Origin of the sequence: Escherichia sp. KTE52 (assembly GCF_000408325.1) — a bacterium.
In the GTDB taxonomy this organism is placed as follows: domain Bacteria; phylum Pseudomonadota; class Gammaproteobacteria; order Enterobacterales; family Enterobacteriaceae; genus Escherichia; species Escherichia marmotae.
In genome coordinates this window covers 809,772-830,999 of record NZ_KE138680.1, presented here as the reverse complement: position 1 = coordinate 830,999, position 21,228 = coordinate 809,772, and the positions used below count along the sequence as shown (strand labels likewise).

Annotated in this window: 18 protein-coding genes; 15 read left to right on the top strand and 3 right to left on the bottom strand. The window is 52.4% G+C overall.

Annotated features, from left to right (window positions below):
* The first annotated feature begins 64 nt into the window (after positions 1-64).
* The 4 genes from ugpA to ugpQ are packed head-to-tail and all read left to right on the top strand — an operon-like array spanning position 65 to position 3,606.
* The gene (gene ugpA, locus A1SC_RS07615) at positions 65-952 is read left to right on the top strand and encodes a sn-glycerol-3-phosphate ABC transporter permease UgpA (RefSeq protein ID WP_016262631.1); all 888 of its coding nucleotides are present in this window, start codon (positions 65-67) and stop codon (positions 950-952) included.
* Positions 949-1,794, top strand: a complete 846-nt coding sequence (gene ugpE, locus A1SC_RS07620) for a sn-glycerol-3-phosphate ABC transporter permease UgpE (RefSeq protein WP_000572182.1) — start codon at positions 949-951, stop codon at positions 1,792-1,794. The genes ugpA and ugpE overlap by 4 nt, the downstream gene beginning before the upstream one ends.
* Before the next feature lies 1 nt (position 1,795).
* Positions 1,796-2,866 carry a sn-glycerol 3-phosphate ABC transporter ATP binding protein UgpC gene (gene ugpC / locus A1SC_RS07625; protein WP_000907767.1) on the top strand — a complete coding sequence of 357 codons (1,071 nt, stop codon included), beginning with the start codon at positions 1,796-1,798 and terminating at the stop codon, positions 2,864-2,866.
* Complete coding sequence (gene ugpQ, locus A1SC_RS07630; RefSeq protein WP_001517261.1) at positions 2,863-3,606, top strand: glycerophosphodiester phosphodiesterase; 744 nt, start codon at positions 2,863-2,865, stop codon at positions 3,604-3,606. Before ugpC ends, ugpQ begins: the two co-directional genes overlap by 4 nt.
* On the opposite strand, the gene A1SC_RS07635 is transcribed toward ugpQ, so the two are convergent.
* On the bottom strand, positions 3,593-4,033 hold the full coding sequence (locus tag A1SC_RS07635) for a DUF2756 family protein (protein WP_000826135.1): 441 nt from the start codon (positions 4,031-4,033) through the stop codon (positions 3,593-3,595). The two genes, ugpQ and A1SC_RS07635, sit on opposite strands and share 14 nt — an antisense overlap.
* A 121-nt stretch (positions 4,034-4,154) precedes the next feature.
* Here A1SC_RS07635 and ggt point away from each other — a divergent pair, with 121 nt between their 5' ends.
* Positions 4,155-5,900: a gamma-glutamyltransferase gene (gene ggt / locus A1SC_RS07640; protein ID WP_016262630.1), complete on the top strand. Its 1,746-nt coding sequence runs from the start codon at positions 4,155-4,157 to the stop codon at positions 5,898-5,900.
* A gap of 60 nt (positions 5,901-5,960) precedes the next feature.
* On the opposite strand, the gene yhhY is transcribed toward ggt, so the two are convergent.
* Entirely contained in the window at positions 5,961-6,449 is a 489-nt protein-coding gene (gene yhhY, locus A1SC_RS07645) for an N-acetyltransferase (protein WP_001517259.1), read from the bottom strand.
* A gap of 476 nt (positions 6,450-6,925) precedes the next feature.
* On the opposite strand from yhhY, the gene A1SC_RS07650 reads away from it, so the two are divergent.
* From A1SC_RS07650 to gntU, 5 genes are all read left to right on the top strand, one after another.
* A complete protein-coding gene (locus tag A1SC_RS07650; protein WP_016262629.1) occupies positions 6,926-7,963 on the top strand; it encodes an oxidoreductase in 1,038 nt (345 codons plus the stop codon).
* Between the two features lie 121 nt (positions 7,964-8,084).
* On the top strand, positions 8,085-8,780 hold the full coding sequence (gene yhhW / locus A1SC_RS07655; RefSeq protein ID WP_016249303.1) for a quercetin 2,3-dioxygenase: 696 nt from the start codon (positions 8,085-8,087) through the stop codon (positions 8,778-8,780).
* Between the two features lie 93 nt (positions 8,781-8,873).
* Entirely contained in the window at positions 8,874-9,869 is a 996-nt protein-coding gene (gene gntR, locus A1SC_RS07660; RefSeq protein ID WP_000730265.1) for a gluconate operon transcriptional repressor GntR, read from the top strand.
* 138 nt (positions 9,870-10,007) lie between these two features.
* Complete coding sequence (gntK, locus tag A1SC_RS07665) at positions 10,008-10,535, top strand: gluconokinase (protein WP_000108330.1); 528 nt, start codon at positions 10,008-10,010, stop codon at positions 10,533-10,535.
* A 3-nt stretch (positions 10,536-10,538) separates the two neighbouring features.
* The gene (gene gntU / locus A1SC_RS07670; protein WP_000210103.1) at positions 10,539-11,879 is read left to right on the top strand and encodes a gluconate transporter; all 1,341 of its coding nucleotides are present in this window, start codon (positions 10,539-10,541) and stop codon (positions 11,877-11,879) included.
* Between the two features lie 285 nt (positions 11,880-12,164).
* On the opposite strand, the gene yhgN is transcribed toward gntU, so the two are convergent.
* A complete protein-coding gene (gene yhgN / locus A1SC_RS07675) occupies positions 12,165-12,758 on the bottom strand; it encodes an NAAT family transporter YhgN (protein WP_016262628.1) in 594 nt (197 codons plus the stop codon).
* Positions 12,759-12,950: 192 nt separating this feature from the next.
* Between yhgN and asd the strand changes: the two genes are divergently transcribed.
* The 5 genes from asd (at position 12,951) to glgA (ending at position 21,228) form a co-directional block, all read left to right on the top strand.
* Positions 12,951-14,054 (top strand): aspartate-semialdehyde dehydrogenase, encoded by a 1,104-nt coding sequence (gene asd / locus A1SC_RS07680; protein ID WP_001517255.1) that lies wholly within the window; start codon positions 12,951-12,953, stop codon positions 14,052-14,054.
* A 271-nt stretch (positions 14,055-14,325) separates the two neighbouring features.
* Complete coding sequence (glgB, locus tag A1SC_RS07685; protein ID WP_000116221.1) at positions 14,326-16,512, top strand: 1,4-alpha-glucan branching enzyme; 2,187 nt, start codon at positions 14,326-14,328, stop codon at positions 16,510-16,512.
* A complete protein-coding gene (gene glgX / locus A1SC_RS07690) occupies positions 16,509-18,482 on the top strand; it encodes a glycogen debranching protein GlgX (RefSeq protein ID WP_000192558.1) in 1,974 nt (657 codons plus the stop codon). Before glgB ends, glgX begins: the two co-directional genes overlap by 4 nt.
* Before the next feature lie 17 nt (positions 18,483-18,499).
* Positions 18,500-19,795 carry a glucose-1-phosphate adenylyltransferase gene (glgC, locus tag A1SC_RS07695; RefSeq protein ID WP_000624233.1) on the top strand — a complete coding sequence of 432 codons (1,296 nt, stop codon included), beginning with the start codon at positions 18,500-18,502 and terminating at the stop codon, positions 19,793-19,795.
* Positions 19,795-21,228, top strand: a complete 1,434-nt coding sequence (glgA, locus tag A1SC_RS07700; protein WP_001197632.1) for a glycogen synthase GlgA — start codon at positions 19,795-19,797, stop codon at positions 21,226-21,228. The genes glgC and glgA overlap by 1 nt, the downstream gene beginning before the upstream one ends.

Sequence of the window (21,228 nt, the reverse complement as noted above, 5' to 3'; positions counted from 1 at the left end):
ACCTGGCATCGCGTGTAGGCCGGATAAGCGAAGCGCATCCGGCACAGTTCAGGAATTAACCGTAATGTCATCATCCCGTCCGGTGTTCCGCTCGCGCTGGCTGCCTTATTTTCTGGTCGCGCCGCAGCTCATCATCACCGTTATCTTTTTTATCTGGCCTGCGGGCGAAGCGTTGTGGTACTCGCTACAAAGCGTCGATCCGTTTGGTTTCTCCAGCCAGTTTGTCGGGCTGGATAACTTCGTCACGCTGTTCCATGACAGTTACTATCTCGACTCCTTCTGGACGACGATAAAATTTAGCACCTTTGTCACCGTCAGCGGTTTGCTGGTGTCGCTGTTCTTTGCGGCGCTGGTGGAGTACATCGTGCGCGGCAGCCGTTTCTATCAAACTTTAATGTTGTTGCCGTATGCCGTGGCTCCCGCCGTTGCCGCCGTATTGTGGATCTTCCTGTTTAACCCCGGTCGCGGGCTGATCACTCATTTTCTTGCTGAGTTCGGCTATGACTGGAACCACGCGCAAAACAGCGGCCAGGCGATGTTTCTGGTGGTGTTCGCCTCGGTGTGGAAGCAAATCAGCTACAACTTTCTGTTCTTCTATGCCGCGCTGCAATCCATTCCCCGTTCACTGATCGAAGCGGCGGCCATTGACGGCGCAGGCCCGATTCGCCGCTTCTTTAAGATCGCGTTACCGCTTATCGCTCCGGTGAGTTTCTTTCTGCTGGTGGTTAATCTGGTGTACGCCTTCTTCGACACCTTCCCGGTGATTGATGCCGCTACGTCCGGTGGGCCAGTACAGGCCACTACCACGCTGATTTATAAGATCTACCGCGAAGGCTTTACCGGACTGGATCTGGCTTCGTCTGCCGCGCAGTCGGTGGTGTTGATGTTCCTCGTCATCGTGTTGACGGTGGTGCAGTTCCGCTATGTTGAAAGCAAGGTGCGTTACCAATGATTGAGAACCGTCCGTGGCTGACGATATTCAGCCATACCATGCTGATCCTTGGGATTGCGGTGATCCTCTTCCCGCTGTACGTGGCGTTTGTCGCAGCGACGCTGGATAAACAGGAAGTCTACGCCGCGCCGATGACGCTGATCCCCGGCACGCATCTGCTGGAGAATATCCATAACATTTGGGTAAACGGAGTAGGCACGAATAGCGCGCCATTCTGGCGGATGTTGCTTAACAGTTTCGTGATGGCGTTCAGCATTACGCTGGGCAAAATTACCGTTTCGATGCTCTCGGCATTCGCCATCGTCTGGTTTCGTTTTCCGCTGCGTAACCTCTTCTTCTGGATGATTTTTATTACTCTGATGCTGCCGGTTGAAGTGCGTATTTTCCCGACGGTAGAAGTGATCGCCAATCTGAAGATGCTCGACAGCTACGCAGGTTTAACGCTGCCGCTGATGGCCTCAGCGACCGCTACGTTCCTGTTCCGGCAGTTCTTTATGACGCTGCCGGATGAGCTGGTGGAAGCGGCTCGTATCGACGGTGCGTCACCGATGCGCTTCTTTTGCGACATTGTCTTTCCGCTGTCAAAAACCAATCTGGCGGCGCTGTTTGTGATCACCTTTATCTACGGCTGGAACCAGTATCTGTGGCCGCTGCTGATTATTACCGATGTTGATCTCGGCACCACCGTGGCGGGGATTAAAGGGATGATCGCCACTGGCGAAGGCACGACAGAATGGAACTCGGTGATGGCTGCGATGTTGTTAACCCTGATCCCACCAGTATTGATTGTTTTAGTGATGCAGCGTGCCTTTGTGCGCGGCCTGGTCGATAGTGAGAAATAAGATGGCAGGACTGAAATTACAGGCAGTAACCAAAAGCTGGGATGGCAAAACCCAGGTCATTAAACCGCTGACGCTTGATGTGGCAGACGGTGAATTTATTGTGATGGTTGGGCCGTCTGGCTGCGGAAAATCCACGCTACTGCGCATGGTTGCCGGGCTGGAGCAGGTGACTGAGGGCGATATCTGGATCAACGAGCAGCGCGTAACCGAAATGGAGCCGAAAGATCGCGGGATTGCGATGGTGTTCCAGAACTACGCGCTTTATCCGCATATGAGCGTAGAGGAGAATATGGCGTGGGGGCTGAAAATTCGCGGTATGGGCAAGCAGCAAATTGCTGAACGTGTCAAAGAAGCAGCACGCATTCTCGAACTTGACGGTTTGCTTAAGCGCCGTCCACGCGAGCTTTCTGGCGGTCAGCGTCAGCGTGTGGCGATGGGGCGCGCGATTGTGCGCGATCCGGCGGTGTTCTTGTTTGATGAGCCGCTCTCTAACCTCGATGCCAAGCTGCGCGTACAGATGCGTCTTGAGTTGCAACAGTTACACCGTCGTCTGAAAACGACATCACTCTACGTCACCCACGATCAGGTTGAAGCGATGACCCTCGCCCAGCGAGTGATGGTAATGAACGGCGGCGTTGCCGAACAGATTGGCACGCCGGTTGAAGTGTACGAAAAACCCGCCAGCCTGTTTGTGGCGAGTTTTATCGGCAGTCCGGCGATGAACCTGCTGACAGGTCGCGTGAATAACGAAGGTACGCACTTCGAGCTGGACGGCGGCATCGTACTACCGTTGAACGGTTATTATCGGCAGTATGCCGGGCGTAAAATGACCCTCGGTATCCGCCCGGAACATATTGCGTTAAGCTCGCAGGCAGAAGGCGGCGTGCCGCTGGTGATGGACACGCTGGAGATCCTCGGCGCTGATAATCTGGCGCACGGACGCTGGGGCGATCAGAAGCTGGTGGTACGACTGGCGCATCAGGAACGCCCGACGGCAGGCAGCATGTTGTGGCTGCATTTGCCGGAAAATCAGCTACATCTTTTTGATGGTGAAACAGGACAACGAGTATGAGTAACTGGCCTTATCCCCGCATCGTCGCCCACCGTGGCGGCGGTAAACTTGCCCCGGAAAACACCCTGGCGGCAATCGACGTGGGGGCAAAATACGGTCATAAGATGATCGAATTTGACGCGAAGTTATCGAAAGATGGTGAGATCTTCTTGCTCCATGATGACAACCTCGAACGTACCAGCAACGGCTGGGGCGTCGCGGGCGAACTGAACTGGCAGGATTTACTGCGCGTGGATGCAGGCAGTTGGTACAGCAAAGCGTTTAAAGGTGAGCCGCTGCCGTTGCTTTCGCAGGTGGCGGAACGCTGTCGCGAACACGGGATGATGGCGAATATCGAAATCAAACCCACCACCGGCACCGGGTCGTCGACGGGCAAAATGGTGGCACTGGCGGCACGCGAACTTTGGGCGGAGATGACCCCACCGCTGCTGTCATCGTTTGAGATTGATGCTTTAGAAGCCGCACAATTGGCAGCACCGGAACTGCCGCGCGGTTTGTTGCTTGATGAGTGGCGCGACGACTGGCGCGAACTGACTACGCGGCTGGGCTGCGTTTCTATTCATCTCAATCATAAGTTGCTCGATAAAGCGCGAGTGATGCAGTTGAAAGACGCTGGGTTGCGGATTCTGGTTTATACCGTCAACAGACCCCAGCGAGCGGCAGAGTTGCTGCGCTGGGGTGTGGATTGCATCTGTACTGATGCGATTGACGTGATCGGGCCAAATTTTACGGCCCAATAGTTTTCAACGGAAGGTCAGGCTGCGATGTGCTGGGTGGATTCAGCATGTCGCCGTTTCTCCTCTCTTGCAGCATATGCTGCTGATTCAACGAACTATCCGGATTACGGTTGCCGTTTAACATCCCGCCGTTGTTGTTGGGCAGCATTTGCTGCCGGGCGGGATTTAGCTCCCCCGGCTGTGACTGCAATACCCGCTGCGAGTTGCTGTTAATCTGATTTTCTAAATGCTGCTGTTGTAGTTGCGTCTGAGTTTTCAGTTGCTGATTCAGCATCCCTTTTTGTTGGATTTGCTGAGTCTGCATCTGGGTTTGCATCCGTTGCTGGCTGGGGATTTGATATCCCGGCTGGTTAGGATTATTCAGAGTATTAATGGGCTGTGCAAAGCCGACAAACGGCAGGAGTGCCGTCAAAAGCAGAAGTCGTTTCATCGCGTATCCTCCTCTGAAGATATCCTTTAAGTTTACTCGCTTCCCGGCAAAACGATGATTATTTCAGAGTTATACACCAGGCTTAAGTGGGGAAGGCCCCTCATACAACTGGAGAATAACGATGATAAAACCGACGTTTTTACGCCGGGCGGCGATTGCTACTTTACTTTCAGGATGTTGTTTTAGTGCGGCAGCCGCGCCACCTGCGCCGCCGCCCGTCTCGTATGGCGTGGAGGAGGATGTCTTCCATCCGGTGCGCGCGAAGCAGGGAATGGTGGCTTCTGTCGATGCCACTGCCACTCAGGTGGGGGTAGATATCCTCAAGGAGGGCGGGAATGCCGTGGATGCTGCCGTGGCGGTGGGATATGCGCTGGCGGTAACGCATCCGCAGGCGGGGAATCTGGGAGGCGGCGGTTTTATGCTGATCCGCACTAAAAATGGCAACACCACCGCTATCGACTTCCGCGAAATGGCACCTGCCAAAGCGACCCGCGATATGTTCCTCGATGACCAGGGCAACCCGGACAGTAAAAAATCACTCACTTCGCATCTGGCCTCCGGCACGCCGGGCACGGTAGCAGGTTTCTCGCTGGCGCTGGATAAATACGGCACCATGCCGCTGAACAAAGTGGTTCAGCCCGCGTTTAAACTGGCGCGTGATGGTTTTATCGTTAACGATGCGTTGGCTGACGATCTCAAAACCTATGGTAGCGAAGTGCTGCCGAATCACGAAAACAGCAAGGCTATCTTCTGGAAAGAGGAGGAGCCGCTGAAAAAGGGCGACAAGTTGGTGCAGGCGAACCTGGCAAAGAGCCTGGAGATGATTGCCGAAAATGGCCCGGACGCGTTTTACAAAGGCACAATAGCTGAGCAGATTGCCCAGGAGATGCAGAAAAACGGTGGTTTGATTACCAAAGAGGATTTGGCTGCGTATAAAGCGGTCGAACGCACACCGATTAGTGGCGATTATCGCGGGTATCAGGTTTACTCCATGCCACCGCCATCTTCTGGTGGGATTCATATCGTGCAGATCCTCAATATTCTGGAAAACTTCGATATGAAGAAATATGGCTTTGGTAGCGCTGATGCGATGCAAATCATGGCCGAAGCCGAGAAACATGCCTATGCCGATCGCTCGGAATACCTTGGCGATCCGGATTTTGTCAAAGTACCGTGGCAGGCGCTGACGAATAAGGCCTATGCCAAATCTATTGCCGATCAAATTGATATCAATAAAGCGAAGCCGTCCAGCGAAATTCGCCCCGGCAAGCTTGCGCCTTATGAGAGTAATCAAACCACCCATTATTCAGTGGTGGATAAAGACGGTAACGCGGTGGCGGTGACCTATACGCTGAACACCACCTTCGGTACGGGTATTGTCGCGGGCGAGAGCGGTATTTTGCTTAATAACCAAATGGATGATTTCTCGGCCAAACCGGGCGTACCGAACGTGTACGGGCTGGTAGGCGGTGATGCCAATGCTGTAGGGCCGAACAAGCGCCCGCTGTCATCGATGTCACCAACCATTGTGGTGAAAGATGGCAAAACCTGGCTGGTCACTGGCAGCCCTGGCGGTAGCCGAATTATCACCACCGTGCTGCAAATGGTAGTGAACAGTATCGATTATGGAATGAACGTCGCTGAAGCGACTAATGCGCCGCGTTTCCACCATCAGTGGTTGCCGGACGAGTTGCGAGTGGAGAAAGGATTTAGCCCGGATACGCTCAAGCTACTGGAAGCAAAAGGCCAGAAAGTGGCGCTGAAAGAAGCGATGGGCAGCACGCAAAGCATTATGGTTGCTCCGGACGGTGAGTTGTACGGCGCATCCGATCCACGTTCGGTAGATGATTTAACGGCGGGGTATTAATATGTTAAGCCCTCTCCCGGTAGGTGAGGGCTTAAATGACAAACTTAGATTGCAAATTTTCTATTTCACCCGCGCCATATAATACACATCAACATATTCACCGTTTCGCAATGCGTACTTCTTGCCAGTTCCTTCAATCTCAAAGCCGTATTTTTTATAGACCTTAATTGCCGGGGCGTTGTCGACAAACACCGTTAGCTCAATGCGATCTACCCGCAACCAGTTGTCGCACATTTCAATCATCTCTTGCATCAGGGCACTGGCGACGCCGCGATTCTTCCAGCGGGAGTCGACGCAGATACCAAAATCGGCAACATGACTGCGACGCGGGCGTTGCTGTACGTCAATGGTAAGATGACCTACGACGTCTCCATCAATACAGGCGACGAGTTGCTTGATGCCGGGATGCCCGGCGAGTCGCTCCTGCCACATATGAGCGGAAGGATGAGGCACCTGTAGCGTGTTGTAATACACCTCCGGCTGGGCGTGAATCTGCCGAATAGCCTCGTAATCGCGCGTTTCAGCGTGGCGTATCACTATCTCATTCATTCCTCTGTCCTCTTTGGTGTAAATGTCCCTTTCAACATCATTGACTTTCAAAAGCGAGTCAAATGCATTTTTTTGCAAAAAGTGTTGGACAAGTGCGAATGAGAATGATTATTATTGTCTCGCGATCAGGAAGACCCTCGCGGAGAACCTGAAAGCACGACATTGCTCACATTGCTTCCAGTATTACTTAGCCAGCCGGGTGCTGGCTTTTTTTTGCTTTCGTTTCAGCCAGGCTGACTTGCTATTTTGCCCACGGGAAGTGCTCGTGTTGAGACAAATGCAAAATTGCCTGATGCGCTACGCTTATCAGGCCTACAAACCGATGCCATTTTGTGTAGGCCGGATAAGGCGTTCACGCCGCATCCGGCATGATCAAAGTGCACTTTGCCAACAATCTGACGTACTGAAACACAGGCATAGGAACCACGTCCGCTTTGCGCTAAGGTGTCACTAACCACCTTAAAAAGGACGAAACTATGGTCATTAACTGCGCCTTCATTGGCTTCGGTAAAAGCACCACCCGTTACCATCTGCCGTATGTACTTAACCGCAAGGATAGCTGGCATGTCGCGCATATTTTTCGCCGCCATGCCAGGCCGGAAGAACAGGCTCCCATCTATTCCCATATTCATTTCACCAGCGATCTCGACGAAGTATTAAATGATCCCGACGTTAAGCTGGTTGTCGTCTGCACCCATGCTGACAGTCACTTCGAGTATGCGAAGCGCGCGCTGGAGGCCGGAAAAAATGTGCTGGTCGAAAAACCGTTCACCCCTACGCTTGCGCAAGCGAAAGAGCTGTTTGCGCTGGCAAAAAGTAAAGGGCTGACCGTCACGCCGTATCAGAATCGTCGCTTTGACTCCTGCTTCCTGACGGCGAAAAAAGCGATTGAAAGCGGCAAGCTGGGAGAGATTGTCGAAGTGGAAAGCCATTTTGACTACTACCGCCCGGTGGCAGAAACTAAATCCGGACTACCGCAAGATGGCGCGTTCTATGGTCTTGGCGTGCATACCCTCGACCAGATTATTTCACTGTTTGGTCGCCCGGATCATGTGGCTTACGATATTCGCAGCCTGCGTAATAAAGCCAATCCGGACGACACTTTCGAAGCGCAGTTGTTTTATGGTGATTTGAAAGCCATCGTCAAAACCAGCCATTTGGTGAAAATCGATTATCCGAAATTTATCGTTCACGGTAAGAAAGGTACATTTATTAAATACGGTATTGACCAGCAGGAAACCAGCCTGAAGGCTAATATTATGCCGGGCGAAGCGGGATTCGCGGCGGATGATTCGGTCGGTGTGCTGGAGTATGTCAATGACGAGGGCGTTACGGTAAGAGAGGAAATGAAGCCGGAAGTGGGAGATTACGGACGCGTCTACGATGCGCTGTATCAAACCATTACTACCGGTGCGCCAAATTACGTCAAGGAATCTGAAGTTCTTACTAATCTGGAAATCCTTGAGCGCGGTTTTGAGCAAGCTTCACCCTCCACGGTAACTCTCGCGAAGTAAGTTTTATGCCCCCTCAAATAGTTCAATTTTTTTGAACAGAGGGGTCAATTTTCACCCTCTATCATCCCGGACGGATCGGGTCCACACTAAGCCCATCAAATCATTCAGGGGGCGAATACAAATGATCTACTTACGCAAAGCAAATGAACGTGGCCATGCGAATCATGGCTGGCTGGACTCCTGGCACACTTTCTCTTTTGCCAACTATTACGATCCGAACTTTATGGGCTTCTCCGCGCTGCGTGTGATTAACGACGACGTGATTGAAGCAGGGCAGGGCTTCGGCACTCACCCACATAAAGATATGGAAATTTTGACCTATGTGCTGGAAGGTGCGGTTGAGCATCAGGACAGCATGGGGAACAAAGAACAGGTTCCGGCGGGCGAGTTTCAGATTATGAGTGCGGGTACGGGTATTCGTCACTCAGAGTACAACCCAAGTAGCACCGAGCGTCTGCATCTGTATCAGATCTGGATCATGCCGGAAGAAAACGGCATTACGCCGCGTTATGAACAGCGTCGCTTCGATGCCGTACAGGGCAAACAACTGGTGCTCTCGCCGGATGCGCGTGACGGTTCGTTGAAAGTGCATCAGGATATGGAGCTGTACCGCTGGGCGCTGGTGAAAGATGAACAGTCAATACATCAGATTGCCGCTGAACGCCGCGTCTGGATCCAGGTGGTGAAAGGCAACGTCACCATTAACGGCGTAAAAGCCTCGACCAGCGATGGCCTGGCAATTTGGGATGAGCAGGCGATATCCATCCACGCCGATAGCGACAGTGAAATTCTGCTGTTCGATTTACCGCCAGTCTAAATTTATCTCACAAACCTTCCCGAGGAATCGGGAAGGTTCTGATGCGTCCGTGGTAAACTAAAGGAATCTATCCCTTTTGTACCTTTCAGGACGATGAAAAAGAAAAGACCCGTACTTCAGGATGTGGCTGATCGTGTAGGCGTGACCAAAATGACGGTCAGTCGTTTTTTACGCAACCCGGAGCAAGTCTCCGTCGCCCTGCGCGGCAAGATCGCTGCCGCTCTTGATGAACTGGGTTATATTCCCAATCGCGCACCCGATATCCTCTCAAACGCCACCAGTCGGGCGATTGGTGTCCTGCTACCTTCTCTGACTAACCAGGTTTTTGCCGAAGTGTTACGCGGAATTGAAAGCGTTACCGACGCACACGGTTATCAAACCATGTTGGCTCACTACGGTTATAAACCGGAAATGGAGCAAGAACGCCTCGAATCGATGCTCTCGTGGAATATCGACGGGCTGATCCTCACCGAACGTACCCACACGCCGCGCACATTAAAGATGATTGAAGTGGCAGGTATTCCGGTGGTGGAACTGATGGACAGCCAGTCGCCGTGTCTCGATATCGCCGTCGGATTTAATAACTTTGAAGCGGCACGGCAGATGACCGCCGCTATCATTGCCCGTGGGCATCGTCATGTGGCTTATCTTGGTGCGCGCCTCGATGAACGTACTATCATCAAACAGAAGGGATATGAGCAGGCGATGCTGGATGCCGGCCTGGTGCCGTATAGCGTGATGGTCGAGCAATCCTCTTCTTACTCTTCTGGTATTGAACTGATTCGCCAGGCGCGGCGGGAATATCCGCAGTTAGATGGCGTGTTCTGTACCAACGATGACCTGGCCGTTGGTGCGGCATTTGAATGTCAGCGCCTGGGGCTGAAAATCCCTGATGATATGGCGATCGCCGGTTTCCACGGTCACGATATTGGTCAGGTGATGGAGCCACGGTTGGCGAGCGTGCTGACGCCGCGTGAGCGGATGGGCAGCATTGGCGCTGAGCGCCTGCTGGCGCGTATTCGTGGCGAAGCGGTGACACCGAAAATGTTAGATTTAGGTTTCACCTTGTCACCGGGCGGATCTATTTAAGCTCACAAATTTGAAGTAGCTCACACTTATACACTTAAGGCACGGATGGATATTGCTTCTGTTTTTGTCCGGCCGGACAATGTTACCGATAACAGTTACCCGTAACATTTTTAATTCTTGTACTGTGGGGGCACCACTTTGAGCACGACTAACCATGATCACCACATTTACGTTCTGATGGGCGTATCGGGCAGCGGCAAATCTGCGGTCGCCAGTGAAGTGGCGCATCAACTTCATGCCGCGTTTCTTGATGGCGATTTCCTCCATCCGCGTCGCAATATCGAAAAAATGGCGTCCGGTGAACCGTTGAATGATGATGATCGTAAACCGTGGTTACAGGCGCTGAACGACGCCGCGTTTGCCATGCAGCGTACCAATAAAGTGTCGCTGATCGTCTGTTCCGCACTGAAAAAGCACTATCGCGACCTGCTGCGTGAAGGTAATCCAAATCTCTCTTTCATCTACCTGAAAGGCGATTTTGATGTGATTGAAAGCCGCCTGAAAGCGCGCAAAGGCCATTTCTTTAAAACCCAAATGCTGGTGACGCAGTTTGAAACGCTGCAGGAACCGGGTGCGGACGAAACCGATGTACTGGTGGTAGATATCGATCAGCCGCTGGAAGGTGTTGTGGCAAGCACCATTGAGGTTATTAAAAAAGGCAAATAAGTAGTGACTACATTAACGCTTGTTTTAACAGCAGTAGGGTCTGTTTTACTGCTGCTGTTTTTAGTCATGAAGGCGCGTATGCATGCTTTCCTGGCTTTGATGGTGGTGTCTATGGGGGCAGGCCTTTTTTCCGGTATGCCGCTCGATAAAATCGCAGCGACGATGGAAAAAGGGATGGGAGGTACCCTTGGTTTCCTGGCGGTGGTTGTCGCCCTGGGAGCCATGTTTGGCAAGATCTTACATGAAACCGGCGCAGTCGATCAGATTGCCGTCAAAATGCTCAAATCCTTCGGTCACAGCCGCGCGCATTATGCCATTGGCCTTGCGGGTCTGGTCTGTGCGTTACCATTGTTCTTTGAAGTGGCGATTGTTCTGCTGATTAGCGTTGCATTCTCAATGGCGCGCCACACGGGCACAAACCTGGTAAAGCTGGTTATCCCGCTGTTTGCAGGCGTAGCAGCGGCAGCGGCGTTCTTGCTGCCGGGGCCAGCGCCAATGCTGCTGGCATCGCAGATGAATGCCGACTTTGGCTGGATGATCCTGATTGGCCTGTGTGCGGCAATTCCGGGGATGATTATTGCCGGCCCGCTGTGGGGTAATTTCATCAGCCGTTACGTTGAGCTGCATATTCCTGACGACATCAGTGAACCGCATCTTGGCGAAGGCAAAATGCCGTCCTTCGGATTCAGTTTGTCGCTGATCCTGCTGCCGTTAGTACTGGTTGGGCTGAAAACCATTGCTGCACGTTTTGTGCCAGAAGGGTCAACGGCTTATGAATGGTTTGAGTTTGTTGGCCATCCATTTACCGCGATTCTGGTTGCTTGTCTGGTGGCGATTTATGGTCTGGCGATGCGTCAGGGTATGCCGAAAGACAAAGTGATGGAGATTTGCGGTCACGCGCTGCAACCTGCGGGGATTATTCTGCTGGTGATTGGTGCGGGCGGTGTGTTCAAACAGGTGCTGGTTGACTCTGGCGTAGGTCCTGCGCTGGGCGAAGCGTTAACCGGGATGGGCCTGCCGATTGCGATCACCTGCTTCGTGCTGGCAGCGGCGGTGCGCATCATTCAGGGATCTGCAACCGTTGCCTGTTTAACGGCGGTGGGGCTGGTGATGCCGGTTATTGAACAACTGAATTACTCCGGTGCGCAAATGGCGGCGCTGTCGATTTGTATCGCTGGTGGTTCGATTGTAGTCAGCCATGTTAACGACGCCGGTTTCTGGTTGTTCGGTAAATTTACCGGCGCGACCGAAGCCGAAACGCTGAAAACCTGGACCATGATGGAAACCATTCTTGGTACTGTCGGTGCCATCGTCGGGATGATTGCGTTTCAGTTGTTGAGTTAATTACCGCGACAAATTACTGCGAGCTTGCTCGCAGTAATTCATTTCTCTTTTCCCCTCTCTTCATCTTTTTGCTCTCTCTCGCAAAAACACTGGCTCATTATCCATTCTAATCACTGCGTTAACGGACGCAGGAGAAGATGATGGAGAAACACGGAGCTGAATTGCTGTTACAACGGATGTTAAGTAACGCCACCGCTACCTTCAGGGAAGGGCAATGGGAAGCTATAGATGCTGTGGTTAATCAGCGGCGAAAAATGCTGGTTGTGCGCAGCACCTGTTTGAACATTACCCCTTCATCCACATCCGAATACCGTCGAGGAACATCTGGGTTGCCATCATTACCAGAATCAACCCCATCAGGCGTTCCAGTGCGTTTACCCCTTTCTCGCCCAGCAGGCGCAAAAAGAGCGATGACTGTAGCAGGATGATAAATGTGCCGCCCCAGGCCAGCAGCAGGGCAATCACCAGATGGCCCATCTGATTCGGGTACTGGTGTGACAGCAGCATCAGCGTGGCGAGGATAGTCGGCCCCGCCACCAGTGGAATTGCCAGCGGCACGATAAACGGCTCTTCACCTGCCGGAAGTCCACTACTGTTACCCGAGGCGCTGGGGAAAATCATCTTAATGGCAATCAGAAAAAGAATGATGCCGCCAGAAATAGAGACGGTTTCTGCCCGCAGGTTAAGAAATGCCAGAATTTTCTCGCCCGCAAACAGGAACACTAACATCAGCAATAGCGCGATGAGCAATTCTCGCACCATGATTGCCCGGCGTCTTTTCGGTTCAGTATGTTTTAGTACGGACATAAAAATAGGTAGGTTTCCGAGCGGATCCATAATCAGGATCAATAAAACTGCTGCAGAAATGATTTCATTCATAACTCAAGTTCCCTGATAATTGCGGTGGACTTTCTGCGTGCTGTTAAAGCAGGATAAGTCGCATTACTGATGGCTTCGCTATCATTGATTAATTTCACTTGCGACTTTGGCTGCTTTTTGTATGGTGAAAGATGTGCCATGAGGACACAGGCACATTTATACAGCACACATCTTTGCAGGAAAAAAACGCTTATGAAAAATGTTGGTTTTATCGGCTGGCGCGGTATGGTCGGCTCCGTTCTCATGCAACGCATGGTTGAAGAGCGCGATTTCGACGCCATTCGCCCTGTCTTCTTTTCGACTTCCCAGTCTGGCCAGGCTGCGCCGTCCTTTGGCGGCACCTCCGGCACACTTCAGGATGCTTTTGATCTGGAAGCGCTGAAGGCTCTCGATATCATCGTGACCTGTCAGGGCGGCGATTATACCAACGAAATCTATCCAAAGCTTCGTGAAAGCGGATGGCAAGGTTACTGGATTGACGCAGCATCGTCTCTGCGCATGAAAGATGACGCCATCATCATCCTTGACCCTGTTAATCAGGGCGTCATTACCGACGGATTAAATAAAGGCATCAGGACTTTTGTTGGCGGTAACTGTACTGTCAGCCTGATGTTGATGTCGTTGGGCGGTTTATTCGCTAATAATCTTGTTGATTGGGTTTCCGTTGCGACCTACCAGGCGGCTTCCGGCGGTGGTGCGCGACATATGCGTGAGTTATTAACCCAGATGGGTCAGTTGTATGGCCATGTGGCGGATGAACTTGCGACCCCCTCCTCTGCTATTCTCGAGATCGAACGCAAAGTTACGACGCTAACCCGCAGCGGCGAACTGCCAGTTGATAACTTTGGCGTGCCGCTGGCTGGTAGCCTGATTCCGTGGATCGACAAACAGCTCGATAATGGTCAGAGCCGCGAAGAGTGGAAAGGGCAGGCGGAAACTAACAAGATCCTCAACACATCTTCCGTGATCCCGGTAGATGGCTTATGTGTGCGTGTCGGGGCACTACGCTGCCACAGCCAGGCATTCACCATTAAATTGAAAAAGGATGTATCCATACCGACCGTGGAAGAACTGCTGGCTGCGCACAATCCGTGGGCGAAAGTAGTACCAAACGATCGTGAAATCACGATGCGTGAGCTAACCCCAGCAGCCGTTACCGGCACGCTGACCACGCCTGTAGGCCGCCTGCGTAAACTGAATATGGGACCAGAATTCCTATCAGCCTTTACCGTGGGTGATCAGTTGCTGTGGGGGGCCGCGGAGCCGCTGCGTCGGATGCTTCGTCAACTGGCGTAATCTTTATTCATTAAATTTGGGGCGCGATGCCGCCCCTTTTAGTGCGTAATACAGGAGTAAGCGCAGATGTTTCATGATTTACCGGGAGTTAGATAAAGCATTGGCTATTCTTTAAGGGTGGCAGAATACCTGGGTATTCACTGCCTTACCTGAAGGGAGGACGACGCAGAGAGGATGCACAGAGTGCTGCGTCGTTCAGGTCAAAAAAATGTCACAACCAGATGTCAAAAATCAGTTGGATGGGGTGACACAATAAAACAGGAAGACAAGCATGTCCGTTCGTATCGATAGAGACGTGATAAACGCGCTAATTGCAGGCCATTTTGCAGACCCATTTTCCGTACTGGGAATGCATAAAACTACAGCGGGACTGGAAGTCCGTGCCCTTTTACCTGATGCCACCGATGTGTGGGTGATTGAACCAAAAACCGGACGCAAAGTCGCTAAACTGGAGTGTCTCGACTCTCGTGGATTCTTTAGCGGCGTCATACCGCGGCGTAAGAATTTTTTCCGTTATCAGTTGGCTGTTGTCTGGCATGGTCAGCAGAACCTGATTGATGATCCTTACCGTTTTGGTCCTTTAATCCAGGAAATGGATGCCTGGCTGTTATCTGAAGGTACTCACCTGCGCCCATATGAAACCTTAGGCGCGCACGCTGATACTATGGATGGCGTTACCGGCACGCGTTTTTCTGTCTGGGCACCAAATGCCCGACGAGTCTCGGTCGTTGGGCAATTCAACTACTGGGATGGCCGCCGTCACCCAATGCGTCTGCGTAAAGAAAGCGGTATCTGGGAACTGTTTATCCCTGGCGCGCATAACGGTCAGCTCTATAAATACGAGATGATTGATGCTAACGGTAATCTCCGTCTGAAGTCTGATCCCTATGCTTTCGAAGCGCAGATGCGCCCGGAAACCGCTTCCCTTATTTGCGGACTGCCTGAAAAAGTCGTACAGACTGAAGAGCGCAAAAAAGCGAATCAGTTTGATGCGCCAATCTCTATCTATGAAGTTCACCTGGGCTCCTGGCGTCGTCACGCCGACAACAACTTCTGGCTAAGCTATCGCGAACTGGCTGATCAACTGGTGCCTTACGCCAAGTGGATGGGCTTTACCCACCTCGAACTGTTGCCGATTAATGAACATCCGTTCGATGGCAGTTGGGGCTATCAGCCGACGGGTCTGTATGCGCCAACTCGTCGTTTTGGTACTCGTGATGACTTCCGTTATTTCATTGATGCCGCACACGCAGCCGGTTTGAACGTTATTCTCGACTGGGTGCCGGGGCACTTCCCGACTGATGACTTTGCGCTTGCCGAATTTGACGGTACGAACCTGTATGAGCACAGCGATCCGCGTGAAGGCTACCACCAGGACTGGAATACCCTGATCTACAACTATGGACGTCGTGAAGTCAGCAATTTCCTCGTCGGTAACGCGCTGTACTGGGTTGAACGTTTTGGTATTGATGCGCTGCGTGTCGATGCAGTAGCGTCGATGATTTATCGTGATTACAGCCGTAAAGAGGGTGAGTGGATCCCCAACGAGTTTGGTGGACGCGAGAATCTGGAAGCGATTGAGTTCCTGCGCAATACCAACCGTATTATCGGTGAGCAAGTTCCTGGCGCGGTAACGATGGCGGAGGAGTCTACCGACTTCCCGAACGTTTCTCGTCCTCAGGATATTGGCGGCCTGGGCTTCTGGTACAAATGGAACCTGGGCTGGATGCACGACACCCTGGATTACATGAAGCTCGACCCGATTTATCGTCAATACCATCACGATAAACTCACCTTCGGGATGCTCTACAACTACACTGAAAACTTCGTCCTGCCGTTGTCGCACGACGAAGTGGTGCACGGCAAAAAATCGATTCTCGACAGAATGCCGGGTGATGCATGGCAGAAGTTTGCCAATTTGCGCGCCTACTATGCCTGGATGTGGGCGTTTCCGGGCAAAAAACTGCTGTTCATGGGTAATGAATTTGCCCAAGGGCGAGAGTGGAACCACGATGCCAGCCTCGACTGGCATCTGCTGGAAGGCGGTGACAACTGGCATCACGGTGTCCAGCGTCTGGTACGCGATCTGAACCACACTTATCGTCATCATAAAGCACTGCATGAGCTGGATTTCGACGCGTATGGCTTTGAATGGCTGGTGGTGGATGACCATGAACGCTCGGTGCTGATTTTTGTTCGCCGCGATAAAGAGGGGAATGAAATTATCGTTGCCAGTAACTTTACGCCGGTGCCGCGCTATGACTATCGCTTTGGCATTAATCAGCCGGGTAAATGGCGTGAAATCCTCAACACTGATTCCATGCACTACCACGGTAGTAATGCCGGCAATGGCGGCGCGGTACACAGCGATGAGATTGCCAGCCACGGTCGTCAGCATTCATTAAGCCTTACACTACCGCCGCTGGCCACTATCTGGCTGGTTCGGGAGGGAGAATGACACAACTTGCCATTGGCAAACCCGCTCCCCTTGGCGCGCATTACGACGGCCAGGGCGTCAACTTTACGCTCTTCTCCGCTCATGCCGAGCGGGTAGAGCTGTGTGTGTTTGACGCCCAGGACGTAGAACATCGGTATGACTTGCCAGGACGAAGTGGCGATATCTGGCACGGTTATCTGCCGGATGCGCGCCCGGGTTTGCGTTATGGTTATCGCGTTCATGGCCCATGGCAACCCGCCATGGGGCATCGCTTTAACCCGGCGAAGTTGTTGATTGATCCTTGCGCGCGGCAAATTGTCGGGGAATTTAAAGATAACCCGCTGCTGCACGCTGGCCATAGTGAACCTGACTATCGCGACAATGCTGCCATTGCGCCGAAATGCGTCGTGGTAGTGGACCACTATGATTGGGAGGATGATGCCCCGCCGTGCACGTCGTGGGGCAGCACTATCATTTATGAAGCCCATGTCAAAGGATTAACCTACTTGCACCCGGAGATCCCGGTAGAGATCCGCGGCACTTATAAAGCCCTGGGGCATCCGGTGATGATCAACTATTTAAAACAGTTGGGCATTACCGCACTGGAGCTGCTGCCGGTGGCGCAATTTGCCAGTGAGCCGCGTTTGCAACGCATGGGGCTAAGCAACTACTGGGGTTACAACCCGGTGGCGCTGTTTGCGCTGCATCCGGCGTATGCCTGCTCGCCAGAAACGGCGCTGGATGAGTTTCGTGATGCAGTCAAAGCCCTGCATAAAGCGGGCATTGAGGTCATTCTCGACATCGTGCTCAACCACAGTGCGGAACTGGATCTCGACGGTCCGGTATTCTCACTGCGCGGGATCGATAACCGTAGCTATTATTGGATAAGAGAAGACGGCGATTATCACAACTGGACCGGCTGTGGCAACACACTCAACTTGAGCCATCCGGCAGTGGTGGAATACGCCAGCGCCTGTCTACGCTATTGGGTGGAAACCTGTCACGTTGATGGCTTCCGTTTCGATCTCGCAACAGTCATGGGGCGAACGCCGGAGTTTCGTCAGGATGCGCCGCTGTTTATCGCTATCCAGAATTGCCCGGTGCTTTCGCAAGTGAAGCTGATTGCTGAACCGTGGGATATCGCACCCGGCGGCTATCAGGTGGGGAATTTCCCTCCGCTGTTTGCCGAGTGGAACGATCATTTCCGCGATGCCGCCCGCCGTTTCTGGCTGCATTATGATTTACCTCTGGGAGAGTTTGCCGGACGCTTTGCCGCATCCAGTGATGTTTTTAAACGTAATGGCCGTCTGCCGAGTGCTGCGATTAATCTGGTCACAGCACATGACGGTTTTACGCTTCGCGACTGCGTTTGTTTCAACCATAAACACAATGAAGCAAATGGAGAAGAAAATCGCGACGGAACCAACAACAATTACAGTAACAATCATGGTAAAGAAGGATTAGGCGGTACTCTTGATCTGGTTGAACGGCGGCGCGACAGCATTCACGCCCTGTTAACAACGTTGTTGCTCTCCCAGGGTACGCCGATGTTACTGGCCGGTGACGAACATGGTCACAGCCAGCATGGCAATAACAATGCTTACTGTCAGGATAACCAACTAACGTGGTTGGACTGGTCGCAAGCAAGCAGTGGTTTAATCGCGTTTACCGCCGCGTTAATCCATCTGCGCAAGCGCATTCCTGCTTTGGTAGAGGATCGCTGGTGGGAAGAAGGCGACGGCAATGTCCGTTGGCTAAATCGATATGCTCAATCTTTAAGCTCGGATGAGTGGCAGAACGGGCCGAAGCAACTGCAAATTTTGCTTTCGGATCGTTTCTTGATCGCAATAAACGCCACGCTTGAGGTAACAGAGATTGTTTTACCTGCAGGGGAGTGGCATGCCATTCCCCCATTCGCTGGAGAGGATAACCCAGTGATTACGGCTGTCTGGCCGGGACCTGCACACGGATTGTGTGTGTTCCAGAGATGATAAAAAAGGAGTTAGTCATGATTAGTTTAGAGAAGAACGATCACTTAATGTTGGCACGCCAGCTGCCATTGAAGTCTGTTGCCTTGATTCTGGCGGGGGGACGCGGTACTCGCCTGAAGGATTTAACCAATAAGAGAGCAAAGCCTGCCGTACACTTCGGCGGCAAGTTCCGCATTATCGACTTTGCTCTGTCCAACTGCATCAACTCCGGTATCCGCCGTATGGGCGTGATCACCCAGTACCAGTCTCACACCCTGGTGCAGCACATTCAGCGCGGCTGGTCGTTCTTCAATGAAGAAATGAACGAGTTTGTCGATCTGCTGCCAGCGCAGCAGAGAATGAAAGGGGAAAACTGGTATCGCGGTACGGCAGATGCAGTTACCCAAAACCTCGACATTATTCGCCGTTATAAAGCGGAGTATGTAGTAATCCTGGCGGGTGACCATATCTACAAGCAGGACTATTCGCGAATGCTTATCGACCACGTCGAAAAAGGTGCGCGTTGTACCGTTGCTTGTATGCCAGTCCCAATTGAAGAAGCCTCTGCATTTGGTGTTATGGCTGTCGATGAAAACGATAAAATTATCGAATTTGTTGAGAAACCGGCTAACCCGCCGTCAATGCCAAACGATCCGAGCAAATCTTTGGCGAGTATGGGGATCTACGTCTTTGACGCCGACTACCTGTATGAACTGCTGGAAGAAGACGATCGCGATGAAAACTCCAGCCACGACTTTGGTAAAGATTTGATTCCAAAAATTACCGAAGAAGGCCTCGCCTATGCGCATCCATTCCCGCTCTCTTGTGTACAGTCCGACCCGGACGCCGAGCCGTACTGGCGCGATGTGGGGACGCTGGAAGCTTATTGGAAAGCGAACCTCGATCTGGCCTCTGTCGTGCCGGAACTGGATATGTACGATCGCAACTGGCCGATTCGTACCTACAATGAATCATTGCCGCCAGCGAAATTCGTTCAGGATCGCTCCGGTAGCCACGGGATGACCCTTAACTCCCTGGTTTCTGGCGGTTGTGTGATCTCTGGTTCGGTGGTGGTGCAGTCCGTTCTGTTCTCACGCGTTCGCGTGAATTCATTCTGCAACATTGATTCCGCCGTATTGCTACCAGAAGTATGGGTAGGTCGCTCGTGCCGTCTGCGTCGCTGTGTCATTGACCGCGCTTGTGTTATTCCGGAAGGCATGGTGATTGGTGAGGATGCAGAAGAGGATGCACGTCGTTTCTATCGTTCAGAAGAAGGCATCGTGCTGGTTACGCGCGAAATGCTACGGAAGTTAGGGTATAAACAGGAGCGATAATGCAGGTTTTACATGTATGTTCAGAGATGTTCCCGCTGCTTAAAACCGGCGGTCTGGCTGATGTTATTGGGGCATTACCCGCAGCACAAATCGCAGACGGCGTTGACGCTCGCGTACTGTTGCCTGCATTTCCCGATATTCGCCGCGGCGTGACCGATGCAAAGGTGGTATCTCGTCGTGATACCTTTGCCGGGCATTTCACGCTGCTGTTCGGGCATTACAACGGGGTTGGCATTTACCTGATTGATGCGCCACATCTCTACGATCGTCCCGGAAGCCCGTATCACGATACCAACTTATTTGCCTACACCGACAACGTATTGCGTTTTGCACTGCTGGGGTGGGTTGGGGCAGAGATGGCAAGTGGGCTTGACCCATTCTGGCGTCCTGATGTGGTGCATGCGCACGACTGGCATGCAGGCCTTGCGCCTGCGTATCTGGCGGCAAGTGGGCGTCCGGCGAAGTCGGTGTTTACTGTGCACAATCTGGCCTATCAAGGCATGTTTTATGCACATCACATGAATGACATCCAATTGCCATGGTCATTCTTTAATGTTCACGGACTGGAATTCAACGGACAAATCTCTTTCCTGAAAGCCGGATTGTATTACGCTGACCACATTACCGCGGTTAGTCCGACCTACGCTCGTGAGATTACTGAACCTCAGTTTGCCTACGGTATGGAAGGTCTGCTCCAGCAACGTCATCGTGAAGGGCGGCTTTCCGGCATACTGAACGGCGTGGACGAGAAAATATGGAGTCCAGAGACGGACTTACTTTTAGCCTCGCGTTACACCCGCGATTCATTGGAGGATAAAGCGGAGAATAAGCGCCAGTTGCAAATCGCAATGGGGCTTAAGGTTGACGATAAAGTGCCGCTTTTTGCAGTGGTGAGCCGTCTGACCAGCCAGAAAGGTCTTGACCTGGTGCTGGAGGCCTTACCGGGCCTTCTGGAACAGGGTGGACAACTGGCGTTACTCGGCGCGGGCGATCCGGTGTTGCAGGAAGGTTTTCTTGCCGCAGCGGCGGAACATCCCGGGCAGGTTGGTGTACAGATTGGTTATCACGAAGCATTTTCGCATCGCATTATGGGCGGCGCGGACGTCATTCTGGTGCCCAGTCGTTTTGAACCGTGCGGCTTAACGCAACTTTATGGATTGAAGTACGGCACGCTGCCGTTAGTGCGGCGTACCGGTGGGCTTGCTGATACGGTTTCTGACTGTTCTCTTGAGAACCTTGCAGATGGCGTCGCCAGTGGGTTTGTCTTTGAAGATAGTAATGCCTGGTCGTTGTTACGGGCTATTCGGCGCGCTTTTGTTCTGTGGTCCCGCCCTTCGCTGTGGCGGTTTGTGCAACGTCAGGCTATGGCAATGGATTTTAGCTGGCAGGTCGCGGCGAAGTCGTACCGTGAGCTTTACTATCGCTTGAAATAG

What these genes read in the sequence shown, in the direction of transcription:
- A1SC_RS07650 (WP_016262629.1), top strand. Translation starts at nt 6,926, where the DNA reads ATGGTCATTAACTGCGCCTTCATTGGCTTCGGTAAAAGCACCACCCGT.
- asd (WP_001517255.1), top strand. Translation starts at nt 12,951, where the DNA reads ATGAAAAATGTTGGTTTTATCGGCTGGCGCGGTATGGTCGGCTCCGTT.
- gntR (WP_000730265.1), top strand. Translation starts at nt 8,874, where the DNA reads ATGAAAAAGAAAAGACCCGTACTTCAGGATGTGGCTGATCGTGTAGGC.
- glgB (WP_000116221.1), top strand. Translation starts at nt 14,326, where the DNA reads ATGTCCGTTCGTATCGATAGAGACGTGATAAACGCGCTAATTGCAGGC.
- ugpA (WP_016262631.1), top strand. Translation starts at nt 65, where the DNA reads ATGTCATCATCCCGTCCGGTGTTCCGCTCGCGCTGGCTGCCTTATTTT.
- ugpQ (WP_001517261.1), top strand. Translation starts at nt 2,863, where the DNA reads ATGAGTAACTGGCCTTATCCCCGCATCGTCGCCCACCGTGGCGGCGGT.
- ugpE (WP_000572182.1), top strand. Translation starts at nt 949, where the DNA reads ATGATTGAGAACCGTCCGTGGCTGACGATATTCAGCCATACCATGCTG.
- yhhY (WP_001517259.1), bottom strand. Translation starts at nt 6,449, where the DNA reads ATGAATGAGATAGTGATACGCCACGCTGAAACGCGCGATTACGAGGCT.
- ugpC (WP_000907767.1), top strand. Translation starts at nt 1,796, where the DNA reads ATGGCAGGACTGAAATTACAGGCAGTAACCAAAAGCTGGGATGGCAAA.
- A1SC_RS07635 (WP_000826135.1), bottom strand. Translation starts at nt 4,033, where the DNA reads ATGAAACGACTTCTGCTTTTGACGGCACTCCTGCCGTTTGTCGGCTTT.
- glgX (WP_000192558.1), top strand. Translation starts at nt 16,509, where the DNA reads ATGACACAACTTGCCATTGGCAAACCCGCTCCCCTTGGCGCGCATTAC.
- glgA (WP_001197632.1), top strand. Translation starts at nt 19,795, where the DNA reads ATGCAGGTTTTACATGTATGTTCAGAGATGTTCCCGCTGCTTAAAACC.
- ggt (WP_016262630.1), top strand. Translation starts at nt 4,155, where the DNA reads ATGATAAAACCGACGTTTTTACGCCGGGCGGCGATTGCTACTTTACTT.
- yhgN (WP_016262628.1), bottom strand. Translation starts at nt 12,758, where the DNA reads ATGAATGAAATCATTTCTGCAGCAGTTTTATTGATCCTGATTATGGAT.
- glgC (WP_000624233.1), top strand. Translation starts at nt 18,500, where the DNA reads ATGATTAGTTTAGAGAAGAACGATCACTTAATGTTGGCACGCCAGCTG.
- yhhW (WP_016249303.1), top strand. Translation starts at nt 8,085, where the DNA reads ATGATCTACTTACGCAAAGCAAATGAACGTGGCCATGCGAATCATGGC.